At 54.5% G+C, this 21,560-nt stretch carries 24 protein-coding genes and 1 tRNA gene; 8 read left to right on the top strand and 17 right to left on the bottom strand.

The genetic code is table 11. The features are described from left to right. Window positions 1-23: 23 nt before the first annotated feature. Both dsrB and K5Y30_RS00250 read right to left on the bottom strand, forming a co-directional pair. Window positions 24-218 (bottom strand): protein DsrB, encoded by a 195-nt coding sequence (dsrB, locus tag K5Y30_RS00255; protein WP_176970356.1) that lies wholly within the window; start codon window positions 216-218, stop codon window positions 24-26. 68 nt (window positions 219-286) lie between these two features. Further along, window positions 287-445 carry a YqaE/Pmp3 family membrane protein gene (locus tag K5Y30_RS00250; protein ID WP_192411592.1) on the bottom strand — a complete coding sequence of 53 codons (159 nt, stop codon included), beginning with the start codon at window positions 443-445 and terminating at the stop codon, window positions 287-289. A gap of 313 nt (window positions 446-758) precedes the next feature. On the opposite strand from K5Y30_RS00250, the gene yodD reads away from it, so the two are divergent. The 3 genes from yodD (at window position 759) to K5Y30_RS00235 (ending at window position 3,395) form a co-directional block, all read left to right on the top strand. Beyond that, window positions 759-992: a YodD family peroxide/acid resistance protein gene (yodD, locus tag K5Y30_RS00245; protein ID WP_222210241.1), complete on the top strand. Its 234-nt coding sequence runs from the start codon at window positions 759-761 to the stop codon at window positions 990-992. A 358-nt stretch (window positions 993-1,350) separates the two neighbouring features. Then, complete coding sequence (locus K5Y30_RS00240; RefSeq protein WP_222210879.1) at window positions 1,351-2,148, top strand: mannosyl-3-phosphoglycerate phosphatase-related protein; 798 nt, start codon at window positions 1,351-1,353, stop codon at window positions 2,146-2,148. A gap of 26 nt (window positions 2,149-2,174) precedes the next feature. Beyond that, entirely contained in the window at window positions 2,175-3,395 is a 1,221-nt protein-coding gene (locus K5Y30_RS00235; protein WP_101763945.1) for a glycosyl transferase, read from the top strand. 48 nt (window positions 3,396-3,443) lie between these two features. Here the strand turns inward: K5Y30_RS00235 and K5Y30_RS00230 are convergent, their stop codons facing one another. From K5Y30_RS00230 to K5Y30_RS00215, 5 genes are all read right to left on the bottom strand, one after another. Beyond that, complete coding sequence (locus K5Y30_RS00230) at window positions 3,444-3,623, bottom strand: YodC family protein (protein WP_222210240.1); 180 nt, start codon at window positions 3,621-3,623, stop codon at window positions 3,444-3,446. A 182-nt stretch (window positions 3,624-3,805) separates the two neighbouring features. Further along, on the bottom strand, window positions 3,806-3,940 hold the full coding sequence (locus K5Y30_RS24785) for a hypothetical protein (protein WP_255253243.1): 135 nt from the start codon (window positions 3,938-3,940) through the stop codon (window positions 3,806-3,808). Window positions 3,941-3,983: 43 nt separating this feature from the next. Beyond that, a complete protein-coding gene (locus K5Y30_RS00225; RefSeq protein ID WP_222210239.1) occupies window positions 3,984-4,886 on the bottom strand; it encodes a DUF808 domain-containing protein in 903 nt (300 codons plus the stop codon). A 14-nt stretch (window positions 4,887-4,900) separates the two neighbouring features. Next, complete coding sequence (locus K5Y30_RS00220; RefSeq protein ID WP_008105433.1) at window positions 4,901-5,173, bottom strand: hypothetical protein; 273 nt, start codon at window positions 5,171-5,173, stop codon at window positions 4,901-4,903. 70 nt (window positions 5,174-5,243) lie between these two features. Next, window positions 5,244-5,720: a very short patch repair endonuclease gene (locus tag K5Y30_RS00215; protein WP_101763942.1), complete on the bottom strand. Its 477-nt coding sequence runs from the start codon at window positions 5,718-5,720 to the stop codon at window positions 5,244-5,246. Window positions 5,721-5,848: 128 nt separating this feature from the next. Between K5Y30_RS00215 and dcm the strand changes: the two genes are divergently transcribed. Beyond that, entirely contained in the window at window positions 5,849-7,240 is a 1,392-nt protein-coding gene (gene dcm / locus K5Y30_RS00210) for a DNA (cytosine-5-)-methyltransferase (protein ID WP_222210238.1), read from the top strand. A gap of 124 nt (window positions 7,241-7,364) precedes the next feature. After that, entirely contained in the window at window positions 7,365-8,957 is a 1,593-nt protein-coding gene (locus tag K5Y30_RS00205; RefSeq protein WP_222210237.1) for a methyl-accepting chemotaxis protein, read from the top strand. Between the two features lie 41 nt (window positions 8,958-8,998). On the opposite strand, the gene K5Y30_RS00200 is transcribed toward K5Y30_RS00205, so the two are convergent. Both K5Y30_RS00200 and K5Y30_RS00195 read right to left on the bottom strand, forming a co-directional pair. Next, window positions 8,999-9,247 (bottom strand): hypothetical protein, encoded by a 249-nt coding sequence (locus tag K5Y30_RS00200; protein ID WP_008105442.1) that lies wholly within the window; start codon window positions 9,245-9,247, stop codon window positions 8,999-9,001. A gap of 76 nt (window positions 9,248-9,323) precedes the next feature. Then, complete coding sequence (locus K5Y30_RS00195; protein ID WP_110868365.1) at window positions 9,324-10,022, bottom strand: phosphohydrolase; 699 nt, start codon at window positions 10,020-10,022, stop codon at window positions 9,324-9,326. Window positions 10,023-10,592: 570 nt separating this feature from the next. On the opposite strand from K5Y30_RS00195, the gene K5Y30_RS00190 reads away from it, so the two are divergent. The 3 genes from K5Y30_RS00190 (at window position 10,593) to K5Y30_RS00180 (ending at window position 12,427) form a co-directional block, all read left to right on the top strand. After that, a complete protein-coding gene (locus K5Y30_RS00190) occupies window positions 10,593-11,267 on the top strand; it encodes a hypothetical protein (RefSeq protein ID WP_101763938.1) in 675 nt (224 codons plus the stop codon). A gap of 204 nt (window positions 11,268-11,471) precedes the next feature. Further along, complete coding sequence (mtfA, locus tag K5Y30_RS00185; RefSeq protein WP_222210236.1) at window positions 11,472-12,248, top strand: DgsA anti-repressor MtfA; 777 nt, start codon at window positions 11,472-11,474, stop codon at window positions 12,246-12,248. A 103-nt stretch (window positions 12,249-12,351) separates the two neighbouring features. Then, window positions 12,352-12,427: transfer RNA gene (locus K5Y30_RS00180), tRNA-Asn, on the top strand. 44 nt (window positions 12,428-12,471) lie between these two features. On the opposite strand, the gene ybiX is transcribed toward K5Y30_RS00180, so the two are convergent. The 8 genes from ybiX to K5Y30_RS00140 form a co-directional block, all read right to left on the bottom strand. Continuing rightward, window positions 12,472-13,149, bottom strand: coding sequence for a PKHD-type hydroxylase YbiX (ybiX, locus tag K5Y30_RS00175; protein ID WP_222210235.1), 678 nt, complete (start codon window positions 13,147-13,149; stop codon window positions 12,472-12,474). A 50-nt stretch (window positions 13,150-13,199) separates the two neighbouring features. After that, complete coding sequence (locus K5Y30_RS00170) at window positions 13,200-15,485, bottom strand: catecholate siderophore receptor Fiu (protein WP_222210234.1); 2,286 nt, start codon at window positions 15,483-15,485, stop codon at window positions 13,200-13,202. A gap of 355 nt (window positions 15,486-15,840) precedes the next feature. Further along, entirely contained in the window at window positions 15,841-16,008 is a 168-nt protein-coding gene (locus K5Y30_RS00165) for a hypothetical protein (RefSeq protein WP_167391193.1), read from the bottom strand. A 184-nt stretch (window positions 16,009-16,192) separates the two neighbouring features. Next, window positions 16,193-17,605, bottom strand: coding sequence for an EmmdR/YeeO family multidrug/toxin efflux MATE transporter (locus K5Y30_RS00160; RefSeq protein ID WP_222182797.1), 1,413 nt, complete (start codon window positions 17,603-17,605; stop codon window positions 16,193-16,195). Window positions 17,606-17,725: 120 nt separating this feature from the next. Next, entirely contained in the window at window positions 17,726-18,475 is a 750-nt protein-coding gene (locus K5Y30_RS00155) for an ABC transporter ATP-binding protein (protein WP_222210233.1), read from the bottom strand. Continuing rightward, entirely contained in the window at window positions 18,468-19,343 is an 876-nt protein-coding gene (locus K5Y30_RS00150) for an ABC transporter ATP-binding protein (protein ID WP_222210232.1), read from the bottom strand. Before K5Y30_RS00150 ends, K5Y30_RS00155 begins: the two co-directional genes overlap by 8 nt. After that, window positions 19,336-20,616: a high-affinity branched-chain amino acid ABC transporter permease LivM gene (gene livM / locus K5Y30_RS00145; protein ID WP_222210231.1), complete on the bottom strand. Its 1,281-nt coding sequence runs from the start codon at window positions 20,614-20,616 to the stop codon at window positions 19,336-19,338. The genes K5Y30_RS00150 and livM overlap by 8 nt, the downstream gene beginning before the upstream one ends. Window positions 20,617-20,626: 10 nt before the next feature. Further along, entirely contained in the window at window positions 20,627-21,541 is a 915-nt protein-coding gene (locus K5Y30_RS00140) for a branched-chain amino acid ABC transporter permease (protein WP_008105462.1), read from the bottom strand. Window positions 21,542-21,560 lie beyond the last annotated feature (19 nt).

The raw sequence follows: 21,560 nt of genomic DNA, 5'->3' as shown, positions 1-21,560 counted from the left end.
TGCGCATTTATGCGCACCTGGCATCATGCCCCTTCATACGGCTCCACAAAAACCCCTTCAGCATGATCGCTTTCATTAAAGAACCAAATCCCCAGCGGGTAATCTTCTAACGCCACCAGATACATGATGCCTTCATTGAATGCTTCCACTGCCAGCACCGTACCCACACGGCGCGGGCCGCCGTCGGTTTTAACCGTAACGCGATCGTTCACCTTCATTGATTACTCTCCACAAATTGTCCTGCGACACAGTTTAACGGAAGATAATCAACACTGCCTGATCGCGATCAGCGTCGGGCGATAACCCACACCGCATGTATGATGCCCGGAATGTAGCCGCACAGCGTCAGCAGAATGTTGAGCCAGAAAGCCCCACCAAAACCGACTTGCAAGAATACGCCCAGTGGCGGAACCAAAATGGCGATGACAATACGTAAAAAGTCCATATTCACTCCCTGATATCACTTAACAATCAATCGCTAAGCATAGTCGCTGTTACGCACTGTGCACTTAAAGGCAGGTAAAACTCTGTCAAGATGCGCTTTTTCGCTTTCTTAACGTTTCGCAGAGAGACTTTTGACGCAGGCTGCTCGTACACTTCTCAGTACTGCACCAACCCCAAAGGCGCAGTCAACCTAAAAGTAACAAGGATTTTTGCCCGCGCAGCGCGGGCTTTTTTTTGCCTGCCATTTGCCCTCCGCGCCCTCTTTTCACCAACGACTATACTGGTGTAGATCCGATTGCCTCCGGGAGGCCGCCATGACCACTGCAAAAGAGTACAGCGAGAGAGTTCAGCGCGAAGTGAATGTCGATGTTGATGCGTTGCTGGAAGCGATTCAGAAGAGAACGTCGGGCGAGGTAAAAGAGTTTATGGAAGTCGAAGACGCGCATCGCGTTACGGTAAATGGCGCAGCCTATGACTCTTACTCCGAGCTAGCGGAAGCCTTCGAACTCGACATTCGCGACTTCGCCAGCAGCGAAGTGAACCGCTGAAATCGATTTCAAAAAAATACCCGGCGGGATGGCCGGGTAAAGTAAATCAGTAAGTTCGTTACACCAGGGAATTCTTAACACCCTGTCAGATTACGCCTTAGTCTGATTAAGACAAGACTCATCCCTGCATGTAAATCGAACAATTTTGTATAAGCATTCATGTGAATCGTCCTATGCGCCGCGTCACTGCTGGTTTCAGCTGTGCACGAAATGTGCATCGCGCCTCCCGCCATGTTTGCCATTTAGGAATTATCCTGGATGTCGCTGGCCGGGTCGCGGGAAAAAGTGTGATCGCGATTCCGCTATTATACTGATTACTCTTCGCTTTACGGATGCCACTGGCGTAAGGAGTGTGATGATGCTGAGTCTTAACTCTTCCCTAATGATCATTACCGATCTTGATGGCTCATTGCTGGATCATCATGACTATAACTGGGATGCGGCCAGTGAATGGCTGGCGCGTCTGAAACAACATCAGATTCCGCTGGTGATTTGTTCCAGCAAAACGGCGGCCGAGATTATTCCGCTACAAAAGAAGTTAGGCATTGTCGGTGCGCCCTTTATTGCTGAAAACGGTGCGCGCGTGGTGTTGGGCGGTGAACACACGCCGCCGATCGAAACCAGCGCCAGCTATCATGCGCTGTGCCAGACGCTGCAGGCGTTGCAGGCACGATTTCGCTTCAACGGCTTTCATGAATTTAGTGATGCCGAAGTCGCACGTTTTACCGGTTTAACCCTTGCCGAAGCCAGCCAAAGCCGCCTGCGCGAAGCGTCGGAAGTGGTGTTGTGGCGCGATGACGAACAGCGTTTACCGGAATTCCGCGCGGCGCTGGCAGAACACCATCTGGCGTTAACCCAGGGCGGGCGTTTCTGGCATGTGATGCCCGCCGGCACCGGCAAAGGTATCGCGCTGGCAGACATTCAGCAGCATCTCGCCGCGCAGGAAGGAGAAGCGCGCACCACAATCGGCCTGGGCGATGGTCCCAACGATGTGCCGATGCTGGAGCGCGTTGATTATGCCGTGGTGATAAAAGGCTTCAGTAAAACGCCGGTGGAGTTGCAACGCACCGATACTGAGAACGTTTACCACACCGCGCACGTCGGTCCGCAGGGCTGGCGTGAAGGTCTGGACTATTTTCTTGCGCCGAATGAGTAACGGCCTTTAACCAAAAGGATGAGACGATGAGTGATTTTTACCAGAATGGTGTCATTACTAATTTCCATAATCTCACCCACCGCAGCGTCGAATCGCTGGAAAAAGAGATGGTGCGCTTCTCACGCAAACGCAAAATGGGGCTGATTTTGCCGTCGCTGTTCTCGGAACTGGAAGGCCCGGCGCTGGATAATATCGTTAACGAACTGGCGAAGGTACCTTACCTGGAGGAAATTGTGATTGGCCTCGACCGCGCCGATCGCGACCAGTTTCTGTTTGCGCGTGAGTTCTTCTCCCGCCTGCCGCAGCGCCATCGCATTTTATGGAATGACGGGCCACGCCTGAAAGCGCTGGATGCCGAACTGGATAAAGAGGGTTTATCGCCGAGCCAACCCGGCAAAGGGCGCAATGTGTGGTTCTGTACTGGCTACACGCTGGCTTCCGACCGCACTCAGTGCGTGGCGCTGCACGACTGCGATATCGTCACCTATGAACGCGGCATGCTGGCGCGTTTGCTCTATCCGCTGGCCAATCCGTCGTTTCAGTATGAGTTCTGCAAAGGTTTTTATGCGCGCGTCGCCGACGGCAAGCTGAATGGCCGCGTCGGGCGTTTGCTGGTCGGTCCGCTGCTGCGCTCCTTACAGAAAGTCTACGGTCACTCGGAATATCTCGATTACCTCACCAGCTTCCGCTATCCGCTCTCTGGCGAGTTTGCCATGCGCACGCATGTGCTCAACGGCATCAAGATTCCTGGCGATTGGGGATTAGAGATTGGCGTGCTGTCGGAGATTTATCGTAACTACACCACGCGTCAGACCTGCCAGGTTGAGATCGCCGATAACTACGACCACAAGCATCAGCCGCTGGCCGAAGATGATGGTACCGGCGGATTGAAACGCATGAGCAATGACATCGTGCAGTCGCTGCTGCGTAAGCTGGCCACCATGGGCGTGCCGCTCACCAGCGATTCGTTCCGGGTGTTGAAAGCCACTTACTACCGTAATGCGCTGGACATGATGGAGATCTACAACCACGAAGCCACCATGAACGGCCTCAAGTTTGATCAGCACATTGAGGAAGCGGCGGTAGAGATGTTCACTCAGGCGATTCTCGATGCCGGACAAGCCTTTATTGAGCGTCCGAATGAGAAACCCTTTATTCCCAGCTGGAGCCGCGTGCAATCTGCTTTTCCGGATATTCTGCAGCGGATTTATCAGGCGGTGGAAGAGGATAACGACGGCAAGGTGTAATGCAGGATTGAACCACATTCGGGACGACGGGCATCGTCCCGAATGTGTTTAACTGGCCAGCTGTTGCGCGCTCGATACGTGACTGAGTTCATCACTGTGAAACGCCTCACGTCGCACGCTGTAACCATCATACCAACGACACTCTACCATTCCGCTGGCATAGCCGGTGACCACCATGGTGGGTCCGCCCTGTTTGTGCTGAACTTCGTCACTGATTGCAAAGATCATACCGCACCTCCCTCTTTCATCGTTAAATGACCGAATTTAGGTATAGCAGCTGTGACCGATTTTTTCCTATACGATTAATCTATTACTGCTACTAAATCAGAATAAGCAGTTAAAAACTCTGTAAATAAAAAAAGCCGACAAAATTTATTGTCGGCTTTGATAGCACGTCCTGGACAGGAAAATTAGATTTTGCAGCCTTCGCAATCCGCCTCGTCGCTGATATCCGCAGGCACTTCGTTGGCTTTTTCTGCCGCTTTAGCTTCAGCCTGTTCCAGCTGTGCATCGATATCAAATTCAAACATATCGTCGTTCATCATCGTTCTCCTGACCGTGATTAAAATTTACAGCGCTTTATAACTGCTAGCCGCGCAGCTTAGCAATCAGATTTACGCCCAACAGCACGATCGACCCAATGATAAAGCCGATCACCAGATTGGCGCCGTTGCTCAGCAGTGCCGAGACCAAACCATTGAATCCGGCGCTGTATTCCGTAATGGCGTGATGTAGCGGCGTGATGCCGTGCACCACAATGCCGCCACCAACCAAAAACATCGCCAGCGTGCCGACTAACGTTAAGGCTTTCATCAACCAGGGGGCAAAGGCCAGCAATACGCCGCCAATGGCCTGCGCGACCGTGGAAGATTTCTCTTTTAACCAAAAGCCCAAATCGTCAATTTTAACAATCATCGCCACGATGCCGTACACGCCAATGGTCACCAGAATGGCGACACCGGCGAGAATCAGCACCTGATTCAGCAGCGGCGCCTCTGAGACGATGCCCAGCGTGATGGCGACAATCTCCGCCGAGAGGATAAAGTCAGTGCGCACTGCGCCTTTTACTTTGTCCTTTTCAAACGCCCGCGGATCCTGCTGCGCCAGTTTGTCGAGACGCTGCTGACGCGCCTCCGGACTCTGCTCGGCCTTATCGTGATTGAGGCTATGCAGCACTTTCTCCACGCCTTCGTAGCAAAGATAGGCACCGCCAATCATCAGCAGCGGCGTAATCAGCCAGGGCGCAAACGCCGAGATCAATAACGCCAGCGGCACCAGAACGAATTTATTAAGAAAGGAGCCCTTTGCAACGCTCCATACAACGGGCAATTCACGGTTGGCTTTGACACCGCTAACCTGCTGCGCATTCAGCGACAGATCGTCACCCAATACGCCTGCGGTCTTCTTTGCCGCAACTTTGCCCATGACCGAGATATCGTCGAGCAGTGTTGCAATATCATCCAGAAGGGTGAGTAAACTGGTTCCTGCCAAAGTGGTATTCCTTATTATTCCGGTTCGTGATCCTGACAACAGGGGCAACGCTCAATCGCCGTTACTGACATATCGGCGATGCCCGCACAGTCCCATTCGACGCGTAACGGCCCCGTCAGATCCCCGGCGTGCAAATACTTGCTCACCGGACTTTCCGTCATGCCGCTGATCTCTTCGGTGGCTACCAGCCGGTCGCCAAGATAAATGCGCGCCGTGGCTTGGGTTGTCACCATCCGCTCATCGCGGAGTTGATACAGGCGCTTAACGGTAAGTTTGATGCTGCTCATGGCTCAATTACGCGTCCCAGAGAAAAGGGAGATCTAAACTGTTATAGCGGCTAAAAGCAACAATCTCGCACTATTCAACGCGATAGTGATGCAAGCCCTGATGGTCGATTTCGCTGCTGTCGGTTGCGGCCAGCAGCCACTCTTCTAAACGTTCAATCAGCGCGCTGTCCTGCAGCTGCAGTTTGCCGCGCAGCGCGCACTCCCAAACAATCAGTACTTTCCAACCTCCTTCGCGCAGTTGTTCGACGTAACGCCGGTCGCGCTCAACGTTACTGTTAATTTTGCCACTCCAGAATTCGGTACGCGTGGCCGGCATTTTGAATAAGTAGCAGTGATGTCGATGCCAGAAGCAGCCATGAACAAAGATAATCGCTTTCTCGGCGGGCAGGACAAAATCCGGGCGGCCCGGTAGCGCTTTATCCTGTACGCGATAGGTGAAGCCGCGATCTTTGAGAATCAACGCAATACGCTGTTCAATCGCGGTATCCTGATTGCGAATCGCGCGCATGTTTTTGCTGCGAATGGCTTGCGAGTGAACGTCTGCCATGGCGTCTCCTTGTATTAGCGCTTCTACAACTTTAGCGGTTTAAGCCAAAAGCGAAAGCACACCGCACGCCAATTTCCTCGTTGCGTGATGAGTGTTAGCATAGCCGCTTCACTGTTAAGGAAAAACGCATGCTCGCTATCGACCCCGTCTCGCCCTCCCCGTTAACCGCCGATCAGGATGACGCGACGTCGCTGTTACTGCAGGTGCTCGATATCTATGCCGCACGCGATGTGGTTATCACCTTAACTGAAGCCGGTGGCCGCGACTGGAGCGTGCCGCGTTTGAATCGCATCCGCGCCGGTAAAAGTGCCGCGCCGGCGCTCTCCAGCCGCGAAGTGGCCAGCCTGCAGGCCTTGCTGCCGCAGCGTCCGGCGCACTATGACGACGCCAAATTCCAGTTTGTCGATCTGTTTGCCGGTATCGGCGGCATTCGTCGTGGCTTCGAGCAGATTGGCGGTCAGTGCGTGTTCACCAGCGAATGGAATAAAGAAGCGGTGCGCACCTATAAAGCCAATCTGTATAGCGATCCACAGTTGCATCACTTCAACAGTGATATTCGTCTGGTAACGCAGCCCGCTGGCATCAGCGATGAGCAAGAAATTTATCAGCATATCGATCGCACCATTCCCGATCATCAGGTTCTGCTGGCCGGATTTCCTTGCCAGCCCTTTTCGCTGGCGGGCGTGAGCAAGAAGAATGCGCTGGGTCGCGCGCACGGTTTTGAGTGCGAAGCGCAAGGCACGCTGTTTTTCGATGTGGCGCGCATTCTGGCCGCCAAGAAGCCGCCGTTCTTCGTGCTGGAGAACGTGAAAAACCTCAAAAGCCACGACAAAGGCCGCACCTTCGCCATCATCATGGCCACGCTGGATGAACTCGGCTATGACGTGGCCGATGCCAACGACAGCGGTTTGCCGGATGCGAAAATTATCGATGCGCGCCATTTCCTGCCGCAGCATCGTGAGCGCATCGTACTGGTGGGCATTCGCCGTGATAGCGGGCTCAGCAACGGCTTTTCATTGCGAGCCCTGCCCGCGCTCTATCCACAAAAGGTGCCGTCGCTTCACAGCCTGCTGGAACCCGAGCCGGAAGCGAAATACACGCTGTCGCCCACGCTGTGGAACTATCTGTATCAATACGCGAAAAAGCATAAAGCCAAAGGCAATGGCTTCGGCTTTGGCCTTAACGATCCGCGTAATCTGAACATTTGTGTGCGCACTTTATCGGCGCGCTATTACAAAGATGGTTCGGAAATCCTCATCGATCGCGGCTGGGATCATGCGCAAGGCGAAGCGGATTTCCAGCAAGCCGGGAATATGGCGCGCCGTCCGCGTCGTTTAACCCCGCGAGAATGTGCCCGCCTGATGGGTTTTGAAGCGCCGGGAGAAGCCAAACTGCGCATTCCGGTTTCCGATACGCAGGCCTACAAACAGTTCGGCAACTCGGTGGTGGTGCCGGTATTTGCTGCGGTGGCGCAACTGTTATTACCGCTGATTGAACAGCACGCCGCGCAAAAGGCGTAGCGATTCAGGACCACAATTTTATTTAGGGCCGCGCTTTATGCTGTTTTCCGCCTAATCGCGCCCGCTGTCACCAAACTGTCACGCGTGCTGCCAATACTCCTGTTTTATTTTTTGGAGGCGTGTGATGTCACTCCTGTCTGTTATCACTCTGCCGCTGCGGTTACGCGCGCGGTTCTCCCCGCGTATTCCGCTGTGGCTCACCAGTTTACGTAGCCAGTTTTTGCTGTTCATTGCGCTGTTCTGCTTGCTGCAGTTTGCCGGCGTGCTGCTACTGAATACCCACGTTAACCAGACGCAAACCTCGTTGCAGCAGGCGAATCAACTGCGCGAACGTCTGGCCCTGCTGGATAAAGCGCGCATCGAACTGCTCACCGCCAGTGATAACAGCCATCGCGCCGGTATTTATCTGATGCAGGATCAACAAAGCGGCTCGGTGGATAGCTGGAAAAGTCTGGCGGCGGCAGCCGATGACTCGTTGAAGCATGCGCAACAACAGTTCGCCGCCTACCACGCCCATGCGGATAGCCCGCTGGCGCAAGGCTTCGCCATGCTGGCAGCAGGATTGCAGGAGCAGCTGAAAGGATTAGCGGCCAACGACATCAACGCCTTTTTTATGGTGCCGATGCAGGCATTTCAACAGCAGTTTAATGATGCCTGGTTCAGTGAAATCGAGCAGGCCAATCAGCAGCTCAGCAGCGTGAATCAAAACACCCTCAGCACCTTGAAGCAGAGCCGCAATCTGTCGCTGATGGTCAGCGCGGTGCTGATGGCGCTGTTAGTGCTGGCCTCCAGCCTGCTGATGCGCGGCGTATTGTTGCCGCTGCGTCGCGCCAATGCGCAGCTGGACCAGATCGCCACCGGTGATCTGGTCGATGCGCAAAACCTTCCGCGTCGTCAATCGCTGGAAACGCGCCAGCTGTTCCAGTCAATTGAGACCATGCGACGCGGCTTGCAGCAGATTGTGCGCGACATCAACACGGTGGCGGTCAGCGTGGCCGCCGGCGCAGAAGATATGCAGCAGCATAATGAGAAAGTGATGCAGCAACACCAGCAGCAAAATGCCAGCTTCCATCATCTGTCGCAGCGCTTAGATCGCGTCTCTGAAGAGGTGGAGATTGGTGCCCAGTTCTCGCAGCAGGCGACGCAGGAAGCGCAATCTGCCGATGCGTTGATGCGTAACTGCGCACTGGAAGTCGATAAGATGGAAATCCAGATGCAGCAAATTGTCACCGCGTCGGATGATATCGCCGGGATTGTTGACATGCTGGATGACTTGTCGATGCAGACGCGTTTGTTATCGCTAAATGCCGCAATTGAGTCGGCACATGCCGGCGCTTACGGCCGCAGCTTCTCGGTGGTCGCCAAAGAGATGGGTTTGCTCTCGCAGCAAAGCGGTGCCTCGACGCGCCAGATTGACGGATTGATTCAGCATACGCAGCAACATGTGCATGCTGGCTTCGATAAGGTGAAAGCGCTGGAGGTGCTGTTCGCGCAGATCAGCAGCGCGGTGTCTGGCGTGGTGACGCAGTTGAACGAGCTGCAGCACAACAGTGCTGCGCAGAGTCATCGGGTGAAAAAGATTGCGCTGGAAGTGGTGGAGATGAGCGGACAGCTGCAGCAGAACGAAGCGCTTAACGTCCATCAGGTGCAATCGGCAGTGCAATTGCGCGCCTTATCGGACCGCCTGGCGCAGCGCGCGCAGCAGTTCCGTATTTAATCTGCAGGCATAAAAAAACCCGTCAGTGACGGGTTTTCTGCTTATTTCTTCTTCTTACTTTTCTTCAGCAGTGCACGAATCTGCTTCAGTTCCGCAGCGGAGAGCTGATCTTCCACCGCTTCCTGAGTGTCCAGACTGTCAATGGCCGGTTGCGCACCCGCATCTAAACTGGCCTGCAGGCGATTAACGATCTCCTGACTCATGGAGATTTGGTTATCGGCGGCTAACTGTTTGATGTGCTCTTTCAGTGCCGGGTCAATTTTGATGGTTAAGTTAACGGTCTCGGTCATTTTCATACTCCCTTTTGATTTACAACAACGTAGCGGAAGCAGATGCAACTTAACAGACTGTCATAAAAATTTAATATTACGAGTGTATAGGGCTGAAATCTCTTAACACCGACTCATCGATGGAGGTCAGATTGCCCTGCAGCTCGGCGCAAAGTTTGCCCATGTAGTGGACGAGAAAATCGGCGTTATGTTCCGCCAGCAGGCGTCCAGCTTCGGTTTGCATGGTTTGCGGTAAACCCAATAGCTTTTTCTGGAAGTGATCCAAGGTCCACTTCACATCATCCAGTTCGCGATCCTTTCCTAACGGATCTTCGCTATCAAACAGCGGACGACCTAATGCGCCCGCCGTGTAGAAAACGCGCGCCAGGCCGATAGCACCTAATGATTCGAGACGATCGGCATCCTGCACGATTTTCGCTTCCAGCGTTTGCGGCGCGATACGCGCACTAAAGCTATGAGCCTGCACCGCGTGCGCAACGGCATCCAGTCGTTCGAACGGGAAGTCGGGGAAATCTTGCTGCAGTATGCGGCGCGTCTCTTCCGCGGCATAAGTTGACGCTAAATGACGTTCGGGATGGTTTTTCGGCAGGTTGACCACATCGTGAAAATAGCAGGCGGTCATCACGACCATAGGATCGGCGTCACTGTGCTGCATGATGCGCTTAGCACTCATCCAGACGCGGCGCAGGTGCGCGATATCGTGGGCTTTGTCGTCGTGCAGCCAGTTGAGCTGCAGCCAATTCTCGTAGCGTTGTTGCCAGTGAGTAAGTGACATCGTGCTTCTCCTGTTATTGCTGTTATCTACGTTCCTGCGGACATCATAGCGGCCTGGTCATGACACTTTTTTTACATCCGTCCAGGCGGTGCCAGGCGTAAAAATGAGATCCCGATCTTGTTATAACGCTGTTAACGCCGCTTGCACAGCAGCCATTGCGATTTCGGTATTTCCTTAGTGCGTTTTAGTTAAATAACTCTGTTCAATAGGTTTAATATATTCGCGTCATCAACAAATTTCGCTTTAGGGATAAATTCCAGTTATCTATGCTGATAAATGGGGCTTCTTAGAGGCAGATCAACACGGCATAATCTGAAAAGGTTCCCATAATGGCCTTTATAACGTACTGTATCTGGAAAATTTATGGCTTCTGATCCCTTGCAAAGTCCTTTTCAGCACACATTTTGCTTATGAACCATTTTTTACATCTAAAATTGCCAGAATAGCCTGATACTAAGTCGACAAATTATTAAGCAAACTGATTCAAACCCATTATGCTAGCTCTCACATCTACGGATGTTAGGGGATTCTTCGCAGTTTCCGGGTTTGTGACACATTAAGAGGTATGCAATGAAAGAACGGCCGATTCTTTTTTCCGAACAGCGGGTACGCGCCCTGCTGGTTGGCCAGCAAACGCAGACCCGGCGCATTATGAAAACTCAAGCCTTTGGTCCGGGTCAGGATCATCATGAAGGCGTACACGCATTTGATGTCAGCGCCAATCATCTGCACGGCTATAAATTGATGTCGATGACCGATGTCAGTTCGCACTGCCCATTTGGTCAGGCGGGCGATGGTTTGTGGGTACGTGAAACCTGGCGCGGCCCGATCGTGCCGGAGGCGATGCTGGCGGATTACGAACGCGATCCTCTGCCGTTCCGCAATGCGGCTTACTGCCAATATCGCGCTGACAGCAATGAATTAGGACAGCTGGATGAGAATATGCAGAATGCCGAGCAGTTTGGCTGGCAAACCGCGATTCACATGCCGCGCTGGGCCAGCCGCATCGACCTGCAAATCACCTCGGTGCGAGCCGAGAAGATTCAGGACATTAGTGAAGATGACATCATGGCGGAAGGCGTGCAGACCGATTCGCACTTCCTGAATAACTTTTTCACCATGAATATGAATTCCGAATCGCCAAAAGAAGCGTACCGCAAAGCGTGGCAGAAACAGTACGGCGCCACCAGCTGGGAAGTGAACCCGTGGGTTTGGGTAATCGCGTTCCAGCGGGTTGAACGCTAAAGATAAACGCAGCGAAGCATGCAAACGCAGGGTCGTCATTCATGACGACCTTTTTTATTTCCTCACGATGAATTTCCCGCTTTGCCACGCCAATCACAGACAAATCCCCCACTAACTGGTTGAATATCCGGCTTTGATTACGCGCTGGTAATTTCCCCTTTGCCGCGCCAGGATACTGTTTTCGTCTGAAGAGTGAGTGACGCAATGTTCAAATGGCCGTGGCATGCGCAAATAGAGACTTCAGTGCTGGCGCTTCCCTGGCAACAGGCGCTGGCGCAGCCGATCTTTTCACTGCTCGATCCTGATGAAAAAACCGCTCTCGTCACGCTGGCGCAACGCTTCCTGCAGCAGAAAAAAATCTCGCCGCTGCAAGGCCTGCAGCTCGACGAACTGCTGTTGACCCGTCTGGCCCTGCTGTTCTGTTTACCGGTGTTGAAGCTCGGTCTCGAATGGCTCGATGGCTTCCATGAAGTGCTGATCTATCCCGAACCTTTTAACGTCGACGATCGCTGGGAAGATGATAACGGCCTGGTGCATCACGCGCCGGCGGTGCACGCCGGACAGAGCTGGACGCAAGGTCCGGTGGTGCTGAATGCGCTGGATATTCAGGATTCACTCGATCTTTCCGGCTTTAACCTGGTAATCCACGAAGTGGCGCATAAACTCGATGCGCGCGGCAGCGGCTATACCAGCGGCATTCCGGTGATGGCGCTGCGTGATGTCGCCAGCTGGGAGAAAGATTTGCAGCAGGCGATGGCGGAGATTGAAGCGGAAGTGGAATTAGTCGGTGAACAGGCGGCAACCATCGATCCCTACGCTGCTAGCGATGCAGCAGAGTGTTTCGCGGTGCTGTCGGAGTATTTCTTCAGCGCACCGGATTTACTGGCTAACCGTTTCCCGGCGATGTATCGCCATCTGCAGCAGTTCTATCGTCAGGATCCCCTGGCGCGACTGGCGATGCTAACAGCAGAACCTGCTTAAATCGCGATCGCTTTGTACTAATGCTAGCCAGTTGAATACAAATGTGTTTTAAGCTGTTGACACCTGCAAGGGGCGCCATTAATATTCGCCTCGTTCACACGATTCCTCTGTAGTTCAGTCGGTAGAACGGCGGACTGTTAATCCGTATGTCACTGGTTCGAGTCCAGTCAGAGGAGCCATATTTAGAGAAGCCCGCTTAGGAAACTAAGCGGGCTTTTTGCTTTTACACTTCCGTCCAGCCGCGCAGCAGGTTGTGATACATGTTCAGCAGCGACAACAGCTCTGCGCTATCACCGTGACGCGCTTTCAAGCTTTGAATATTGCGATCCAGCTCAAACAGCATGGCACGCTGTTTATCGTCGCGCACCATCGACTGAATCCACAGGAATGAAGCGACGCGCGCACCTTGGGTAACCGGCGTGACGCAATGCAGGCTGCTCGACGGATACAGCACCAGATGGCCCGCTGGTAGTTTCACCTTGTGCTGACCATACGTGTCTTCAATCACCAACTCGCCACCTTGGTAGCTTTCAGGTTCGCTGAGGAACAGCGTGGCGGAGAGATCGGTTCGCATCCAGCCCGCCGCGCCGTTATGGCGTACCGCGCCATCGACATGAAAACCGTAGGTTTCGCCCTGCTCATAACGGTTAAACAGCGGCGTGGAAATCGATCGTGGTAATGCAGCGGAAAAGAACAGCGGGTTGTTGTTCAGCGCCTGCATCACCGCGGTTTGCAGCTGGTCGTACAGTGGCGTGCGGGTATCGATCTGCTGATTGTTTTTCACCGTCGCGCCCTGGCTGCCGACCGTCGCCCTTCCGTCGATCCATTCGGCCTGTTGCAGCAGCGCGCTAAAACTCGCTACCTCTTCCGGCGTCAGTACAGCAGGAATGTGATACATCATCGCGTTGTTCTCTCAAATATTGTGGGGCGCGCACGCCCCACGACGTTAACTTAGAAGTGCACGTTTGCCGTCAGCAGGAAAGTCCGTGGCTCGCCTGGATGGTAGCGATAACCGCTCTTATTGATTGACGCAACATAGTTGGTATCGAACAGGTTATACACATTGAGCTGCAGATCGAGGTTGTTGTTCACCTTGTAGCCCAACTTAGCATCGGCGACCCAATAACCTTCGGTGTGATCCGGCGTACCGACCGCACCATCGCTGCCGCGACGCAGACTGCCCACATAACGCGCACCGGCACCGACTGAAATCGCATCGGTTGCCTGATAGTTGGTCCACAGCGTAAAGGCGTGCTTCGGCGTGTAAGCCAGCGCAGAAGATCCATCCTGCGATACGCTATCTCCTTCGGTCACTGACGCGTGCTGCATCGTATAGCCGGCGATCACTTCCCAATCTGGCGTGAGGTTGCCAGTGGCAGAGAGCTCATAACCTTCCACACGTTTTTTACCCGCTTGCGAATAGGTGCCGTCGTCGTTAGCGGTGACTTCATTTTCAATATCGGTACGGAACAGCGCTGCATTCAGCAACAGACGTTTATCCACCATCTGCCATTTGGTGCCCACTTCGCTGGACTTGGCTTTCTGCGGTTTGAAGTCGGTGCGGTTGGCGCTGTTGCCGGTGCCACCTGCGGCCAGTGCAAAGCTGCTGCCACCTGGCGGTTGCTGAGAAATGGCATAGTTAACATAGACGTTGCCCTGCTCGGTCAGACGATAAAGCGCACCGGCTTTCCAGTTCACCAGATTACCCGATTTTGCGGTATCCACGGTGGTAACCGGCGTATTGCGCGGCACGCCAGCTGGGCACGTCAACGCACCGCGTCCGGTGCCGCCACAGGCGGTCGCGCTGTCATACTCGGTGTGATAGTTATCGAGACGAATGCCGCCGTTCAGCTCAAAACTGTTGGTAATCGCGAGCGTATCAAAGGCGTAAATGCCTGCGGTATCGGTTTGCCCGTTAGCATTGGCGCCATTCCTGTCCAACCCACCCACCGAAATGCTGCTGATAGGATGGTAGATATTAACCGATGGCGGCGTGATCGCATTGACGCCGTAGTTGGTTTGATTTTCACGCGTAAACTCCACGCCCGCGCTGACATCGTGACCAACCGCACCGGTGTAAAACTTCGAGGTGATGTTGGTTTGGTTGGAGAGAATGCGGTTGCTGATGTCTTTGGTGTTCGCCAGGCGCGACCAGCTCCAGCTATTCACATCGTTCCGGTTCGGGGCAGTGATATTGGTGGCGCCGCCCATCACCGCCGTCAGCAGATATTCCTGCTTCACGCGTGACCAACGCGTGGTATTGCGGATGGTGGTGCTGTCATTGATATCGTGCTCGAAGCGTAGGGTCGCGCTGTCGGTGGTCGATTTATCAAAGTCAGAATCGGTGCCGTAATAATTACTGGTCGCGACTTTGCCAGAATTATTCAATGCCGACGTCGCCGCATTCGGCGCCGAATAGCCCGGCAGGCCAATGGTTGGAATGCCGCCATCTGGCGTATTATTTTGATGCACATGCAGATAGTTGAGGTACAAGCGCGTTGAAGTATCCAGACCCAACGCCAGCGATGGCGCTACGCCATAACGCTCGTTCTGCACGTTATCACGCGCCGCATCGTGAGTTTTCTCGCCCATCAGATTAAGGCGGAACGCGGCGTTATCGTTGATCGCCTGGTTGTAATCCAGCGTGCCGCGACGCATCCACGCGCTGCCAACGCTGACTGACGCGTCGAGCCCGGTATCGAGGCGCGGTTGTTTGCTGATCATATTGATCGAACCCGACGGCGCGCTGCGTCCGTAATCGGTGCCCGATGGCCCTTTAATCACTTCAACCTGCTGAGTGTTGAAGGTATCGCGCGTCACGCTGCCAATATCGCGAATGCCATCAACGTAAATGCTGTTGGAGGTGTCGATGCCGCGCATATACACCGCATCACCGGTTGAGGAACTACCGTTTTCCCCCGCATAGAACGCACCCACGCCCGGCACGTTTTTCAGCGCGTCGGTAAGATTGGTCACGCCTTGATCTTTAATCACCTGATCCGGAATCACCGTCATGGTGCGGGTGGTATCCACCAGCGGGCGATTGAATTTCGGATCGGCAGATGCGTTGGGGGCATACAGCGATGGCGTATGCGCTTCAACCACTAAGGTATCGTCAGATTTTTTGTTGGAATTATCTGCAGCTAATGCGGCAGCAGGAGAAATACCAATGCAAAGCCCGGTGAACAGGGTCAACGAATTGAAACTGCCAAACGGCAGGTTGCGATTTTTATCCATTTTTTAAGGGAGTGAGTTTCTTGTAATTATTGACGCGCACGTCACATCAGCGGATGGCCTGGCGCAGAAGAATTCCGGCGGCAAGGCGTTGAGCTGGCGTGACACCCAAATGATAACGCCAATGGTTATCATTTACTTTTCTATCTTACACGCACGCCGCGAGTTAGGAATACATTTCTTTACGAGATAATTACGGAATCAATACAATTGATAGAGAGTGGGAAAATCTGATGAGTTTTTTTGAACGAAGGGTCAAATTTCAGGCATAAAAAAACCCGCTGGCCTAGAGCGGGTTTTCTATTCAACAGCGCACAGCTCATTCCAGTAGCTGTAGCGGATCACATGGTGCAGGCGCTCATCTCTCATAGTAGCGATATACCGAAGGATGGAACTCAACACCGTACAGCTGGCTGATGGGAATCAGCAGGTCGATATGATTACTGAGATCGAATTCGCGCTCTTCTGCGGGTCCAGTCTCGCCATTGATCAGTTGGTTAAACCACTGCTGCAAGAGGTGTTTCATTGTCAGCTGCTCCACAAATGATTGAGGCTGACAGTAAACCGCATTCTCCCCTATAACCAAAACGATTAGTTGTGCGCTTCTTTGCCAATTCATGCATATATGTCGGTGCGCATAAATGCCCACCCCACGAAAACCCTAACAAACAACCGTAGGGTCGCCATTCATGGCGACCAGCCCAACGCGCTTATCCCCTGCTCTTCGCCATCATCTTGCGATAATTGTTCAGCCATTTGCCGCTGTTGAGTCGCCACCAGAAAAATACGCCGCGTACCGTCCAGTCGAGGAACATGCCGAGCCACACGCCTATCACGCCCATTCCCAGCACAATCCCAAGGAAATAACCGGCTACGACGCGGGCGCCCCACATACTGAACATCGACACATACATGGTGTAACGCGCATCGCGCGCGCCTTTCAGGCTGGCGGGCAGCACCCATGAAGCGGTCCAGATCGGCATAAAGGCGGCATTAAGCCAAATCAAATGCTTGGTGACTGAAATCACTTCCGGGTCGCGGCTGTAAAACTGCGCGAGTGTTCCGGCAAGCGGCACGGTGATCAACGCCAGCGAACATAATCCAATCATCGCCAGCCAGAACACGTGTTTGATTTGCCGTTCAGCCTGCATCACCTGATTCAGCCCCAGCCTGCGGCCGGTAATAATAGTCGACGCCGATCCCAGCGCGTTACCCGGCAGGTTAATCAGCGAAGCAATCGAGAAGGCGATAAAGTTACCGGCGATTTCATTGGTGCCCATGCCCGCGACAAAAATCTGCGTCAGCAACTTACCGCCGTTAAACAGCACCGATTCAATACTGGCGGGCACACCAATGCCCAACACTTCCATCAGAATATTGCGGTCCCAGCGCCGGAAATAGCTGGCGATGGAGATTTTCAGGGCCGGCGTAATGCCGCGATACAGCACGTAAATCGCCGCCGCCGCACCGATATAGCGCGAGATGGTTAAGCCCAATCCTGCACCAACAAAACCGAGCCCTTCCCAACCCAGACAGCCGTAAATCAGCACGCTACTGATCACGATGTTGAGAATATTCATACCGCCGTTGATCAGCATCGGGATTTTGGTATTGCCCGCACCCCGCAGCGCGCCGCTGCCAATCAGCGCAATCGCCGCTGCAGGATAGCTCCACGCCGAGGTTTGCAGATAGCTCAGCGCCAGCTCTTTCACTTTGGGATCGGCGCTGCCGGCAATCACATCAATGATCAGATGCCCCCAAAACTCGATGGCGATCACCAGCACAAACGCCAGCGCGGTCATCAATCCCAGCGACTGTCTGGTGGCGGCTCGCGCCCGTTTGCCGTTGCGTTTTGCCAGGCTGAACGCCACCACCACCGTGGTACCGAGATCGATGGCGGCAAAGAAGGAGATGATCACCATGTTAAAGCTGTCGGCCAAACCGACGCCCGCCATCGCTTCTTTACCCAGCCAGCTCACCAAAAAGGTACTGAGGACGCCCATCAGCATCACGCAGAGGTTTTCGATAAAGATGGGCACGGCTAATGGGGTGATTTCTCGCCAGAACAACGTACGGTAAGAGCGGCGCTTGGGATACCACGCCGTGTTTCTGACCGCCCGCATCACTGCTACGCCAGGATTTTGCAAGGGATTACCAAATCACTTTGGAGAGGAAGAAGAGTAATAATGATGATAGGCCACTGAGAATTATGCAAAGTGTTTCCCCTCACCATTTAATCATTATTACAAACTTTTTGTCGCCACCACCGCAGGATCGGCTGCGCCGCCCAAATAGGCGCTGCGCACTTCATCATTATTGAGCAGCTCTGCACCGCTGCCGCTCAGGCGAATCTCGCCGTTCACCATCACATAGCCGCGATCCGCCAGTTGCAATGCATGGCGAGCATTCTGCTCCACCAGAAACAGCGTCATGCCTTGCTGGGTCAACTCGCGCAGGATGCCAAAGATCTGCTTCACCACGATCGGCGCGAGGCCAAGGCTGGGTTCGTCGAGCAGCAACAGCTTAGGTCGACTCATCAGCGCGCGGGCAATCGCCAGCATCTGCTGCTCGCCGCCGGAGAGCGTCATGGCGCGCTGCTTACGCCGCTCCAGCAGGCGCGGAAACAGCTGATACATGCGATCTTTGTCCTGTTTAACAAAACGTTCGCCGATAGCGATGGTGCCCATCAGCAGGTTCTCTTCCACCGTCATATCAGGGAAGATGCGTCGTCCTTCCGGGGCCTGCGCAATGCCGCTGGCCGCGATGAAGTGCGTCGAACGCTGGCTGATCGCTTCGCCGCGCAAGCGGATCTCGCCGCTGGCAATGCGCGGCTGACCAAAGATCGACATCAGCAGCGTGGATTTTCCCGCGCCGTTAGCGCCAATCAGCGCCACGGTTTCGCCCTGATTCACCGTCAACGAAACCTGTTTCAACGCCTGCAAAGGACCGTAAAACACATCGACTTGCTCAAAAGCCAGCATCGGTTCAGCCATGATCGCTCTCCTCTTCTGCGCCGAGATAGGCGGCAATCACTTTGGGATCGTGTCGAATTTGCTGCGGCGTGCCTTGGGCAATCACATCGCCATGATCGAGCACCACGATGTGATCGGAAATGCGCATCACCATTGGCATGTCGTGTTCAATCAGCAACACGCTGATGCGATGGTCGGCGCGCAGACGATGCAAAATCGCGCTCAACGCCTCGGTTTCCACCGGATTCAGCCCAGCCGCCGGTTCATCCAGACAAATCAGTTCCGGTCGCGAACACATGGCGCGCGCGATCTCCAGCCGTCGTTGCTGACCGTAAGAGAGCGTGCCCGCCAGGCGGTTGGCGCTGGCGACCAAATCAACGTTCTCCAGCCAGTAAAAAGCGCGATCCAGCGCGCGATTTTCTGCTTCGCGGTAGCCGCGCGTGTTCAGCACGCCCGCCAGCAGCTGACGATTGACCTGCATATGCTGCGCCACCAGCAGATTCTCAATCACCGACATCTCGCGGAATAGCCGAATATTTTGGAAAGTACGCGCCAGCCCGGCGCGATTCACCAGATGCGCGCCGCCAAACATCTTGTACCAGAGCCGCGAGCCGAGCCGGGTGGGATTGATCCAGTCGCCCGCATGAATTTTTTGCCCCAGCACCTGAATCACATCGGTGCTGCGCTGATTGGCGTTGAGCACAATACGTCCGCCGGTGGCGCGATAAAAACCGGTCAGGCAGTTAAACACCGTGGTTTTACCCGCGCCGTTGGGGCCGATTAGTGAGGTCACCGAACCGCGCTCCACCGCCAGGCTGACGTCATTCAGCGCCTTGATGCCGCCAAAGCGCATCATCAGGTTGTCCACTTGCAGGATGGCATCACTCATGGCGCACTCCTTTTCGCAGTGGCACGCCAACGCGTGCGGTGCGCACCAGCCCGCGCGGTCGCCAGATCATCATCAGCACCATCAACATGCCGAACAGCAGCACGCGGTATTCGGCAAAGCTGCGCAGCAGTTCCGGTGCCACCGTCAGCACAAACGCCGCCAGCACCACGCCGAGCGTCGATCCCATCCCACCGAGCACCACAATGGCGAGAATCAGCGCCGACTCAAAAAAGGTGAACGAGGTGGGATTAACGAAGCCCTGATAGCTGGCAAAAAACACCCCGGCGATGCCCGCGGTTGACGCGCCCAACATAAAGGCTGAAAGCTTCACCAACACATGGTTAAGGCCCATCGCGCGGCAGGCAATCTCATCTTCACGCAGCGCTTCCCAGGCGCGGCCAATCGGCATACGCGTCAGGCGATGCTTAATCCACAGCACCAGCAACACCACCAGAACCAGCACAACATAGATGAAGATAAATTTCATATTCGGGTTGTAAGTGACGTGCAGAAACTCGTGATACGGCACGCCGCCATCGCGCGCGCGGCGGGCAAACTCGAGGCCAAAGAAGGTCGGCGACGGTACGGAAACCCCGTTCGGACCGCCGGTAAAGGCGACCCAATTTGTCAGCACCAGACGAATGATTTCACCGAAGCCGAGCGTGACAATCGCCAGATAATCGCCGTGCATGCGCAGCACCGGGAAACCGAGCAGCGCGCCAGCAAAAGCTGCCAGCAGCGCCGCCAGCGGCAACATGCTCCAGAAACCCAATCCGAGATATTGATAGCCAAGCGCCAGGCCGTACGCTCCGATGGCATAAAAAGCCACGTAGCCGAGATCAAGTAATCCGGCGAGCCCAACCACAATATTCAAGCCCAACCCGAGCAGCACATAAATCAGGCCGAGAATCGCCACCGTCAGCAGATATTTACTGGAGAGAAACGGAAAGGCCAGCGCCACGATCAGCAGCAGCGGCAATATCCAGCGCAAACGCGAACGATAGCCGGGCTCGCGCACGTAAACCCCGTCATCGCTGCTGGCAAACCTGCGCATGATGCGCTGACCAACAGGCGCGTGCAGAAACAAACTGAACAGCAAACGCCCCGCCATCACCACCGCCACCAGCAGCGCCACGCGCTGTGGCGACAGTTTGAAGCTGTAACCGTCGAGCACCACGCCAACAATCGGACCAAATACCACCAGCGCCACTAACCCCGCCAGCAGCGTATCGAGCAGCGCCTGGCGCACAGGATTTTGCGTCATTGCATTCATCGGGGCTTCCTCACACTTTAGCGACCAGCGGACGTCCCAGCAGTCCTTGCGGGCGGAAGATCAAAATCACCACCAGCAGCGAAAACGAGAACACATCTTTGTAGTCAGAATTCACCATCCCGGCGAACTGCGCTTCCGCGACGCCCAGCAGCAATCCTCCAAGCATCGCGCCCGGCAGCGAACCGATGCCGCCGAGCACCGCAGCGGTGAACGCTTTGATGCCAATGATAAATCCGGCGTAAAAATCAAAGGTGCCGTAATTCATGGTCACCAGCACGCCGGCCAATCCCGCCATCGCCGCACCAATCACAAACACCAGCGAGATAACGCGATCGGTATTAATACCGAGGATCGAAGCCATGCGCCGATCCTGCTGCACCGCGCGGCAAATGCGCCCGAGTTTGGTGTACTGGATAATCCAGGTTAGCAGCGCCATGCCACAAAACGCCGCGATCAGGATGAAGATTTTGGTCCAGGTGATTTGTACCACGCCGCCATCAAATTCCATGCGCAACACGCCGGTCAGCAGCGTCGGAATGCCCTGCTGATTCGGTCCCTGGCTGAGCTGCACGTAGTTTTGCAAAATCAGCGACATGCCGATCGCTGAAATCAGCGGCGCGAGGCGCGTCGAGTTGCGCAGCGGTCGATAGGCGATGCGCTCAATCGCCCAGCCGTAAGCCGAGGTGACAATAATGGTGAAGATTAAGGTGCCGAATATCAGTAGCGGGAAAGAGTGAATGCCGAAAAAGCTGAGTAGCGATAAGCCAATGGCACACAGATAGGCGGAGATCATATACACCTCGCCGTGGGCGAAGTTGATCATGCCGATGATGCCGTAAACCATGGTGTAGCCGATGGCGATCAAGCCATACACGGCACCGAGCGTTAAACCGTTGATCAGCTGCTGTAAGAAGAAGGCGTCCATAATGTCGTCTCGTACTCAA

Origin of the sequence: Pantoea sp. DY-5, assembly GCF_019795955.1 — a bacterium.
Taxonomy (GTDB): Bacteria; Pseudomonadota; Gammaproteobacteria; order Enterobacterales; family Enterobacteriaceae; genus Pantoea; species Pantoea leporis.
This window is presented reverse-complemented; position numbering and strand designations above follow the sequence as displayed.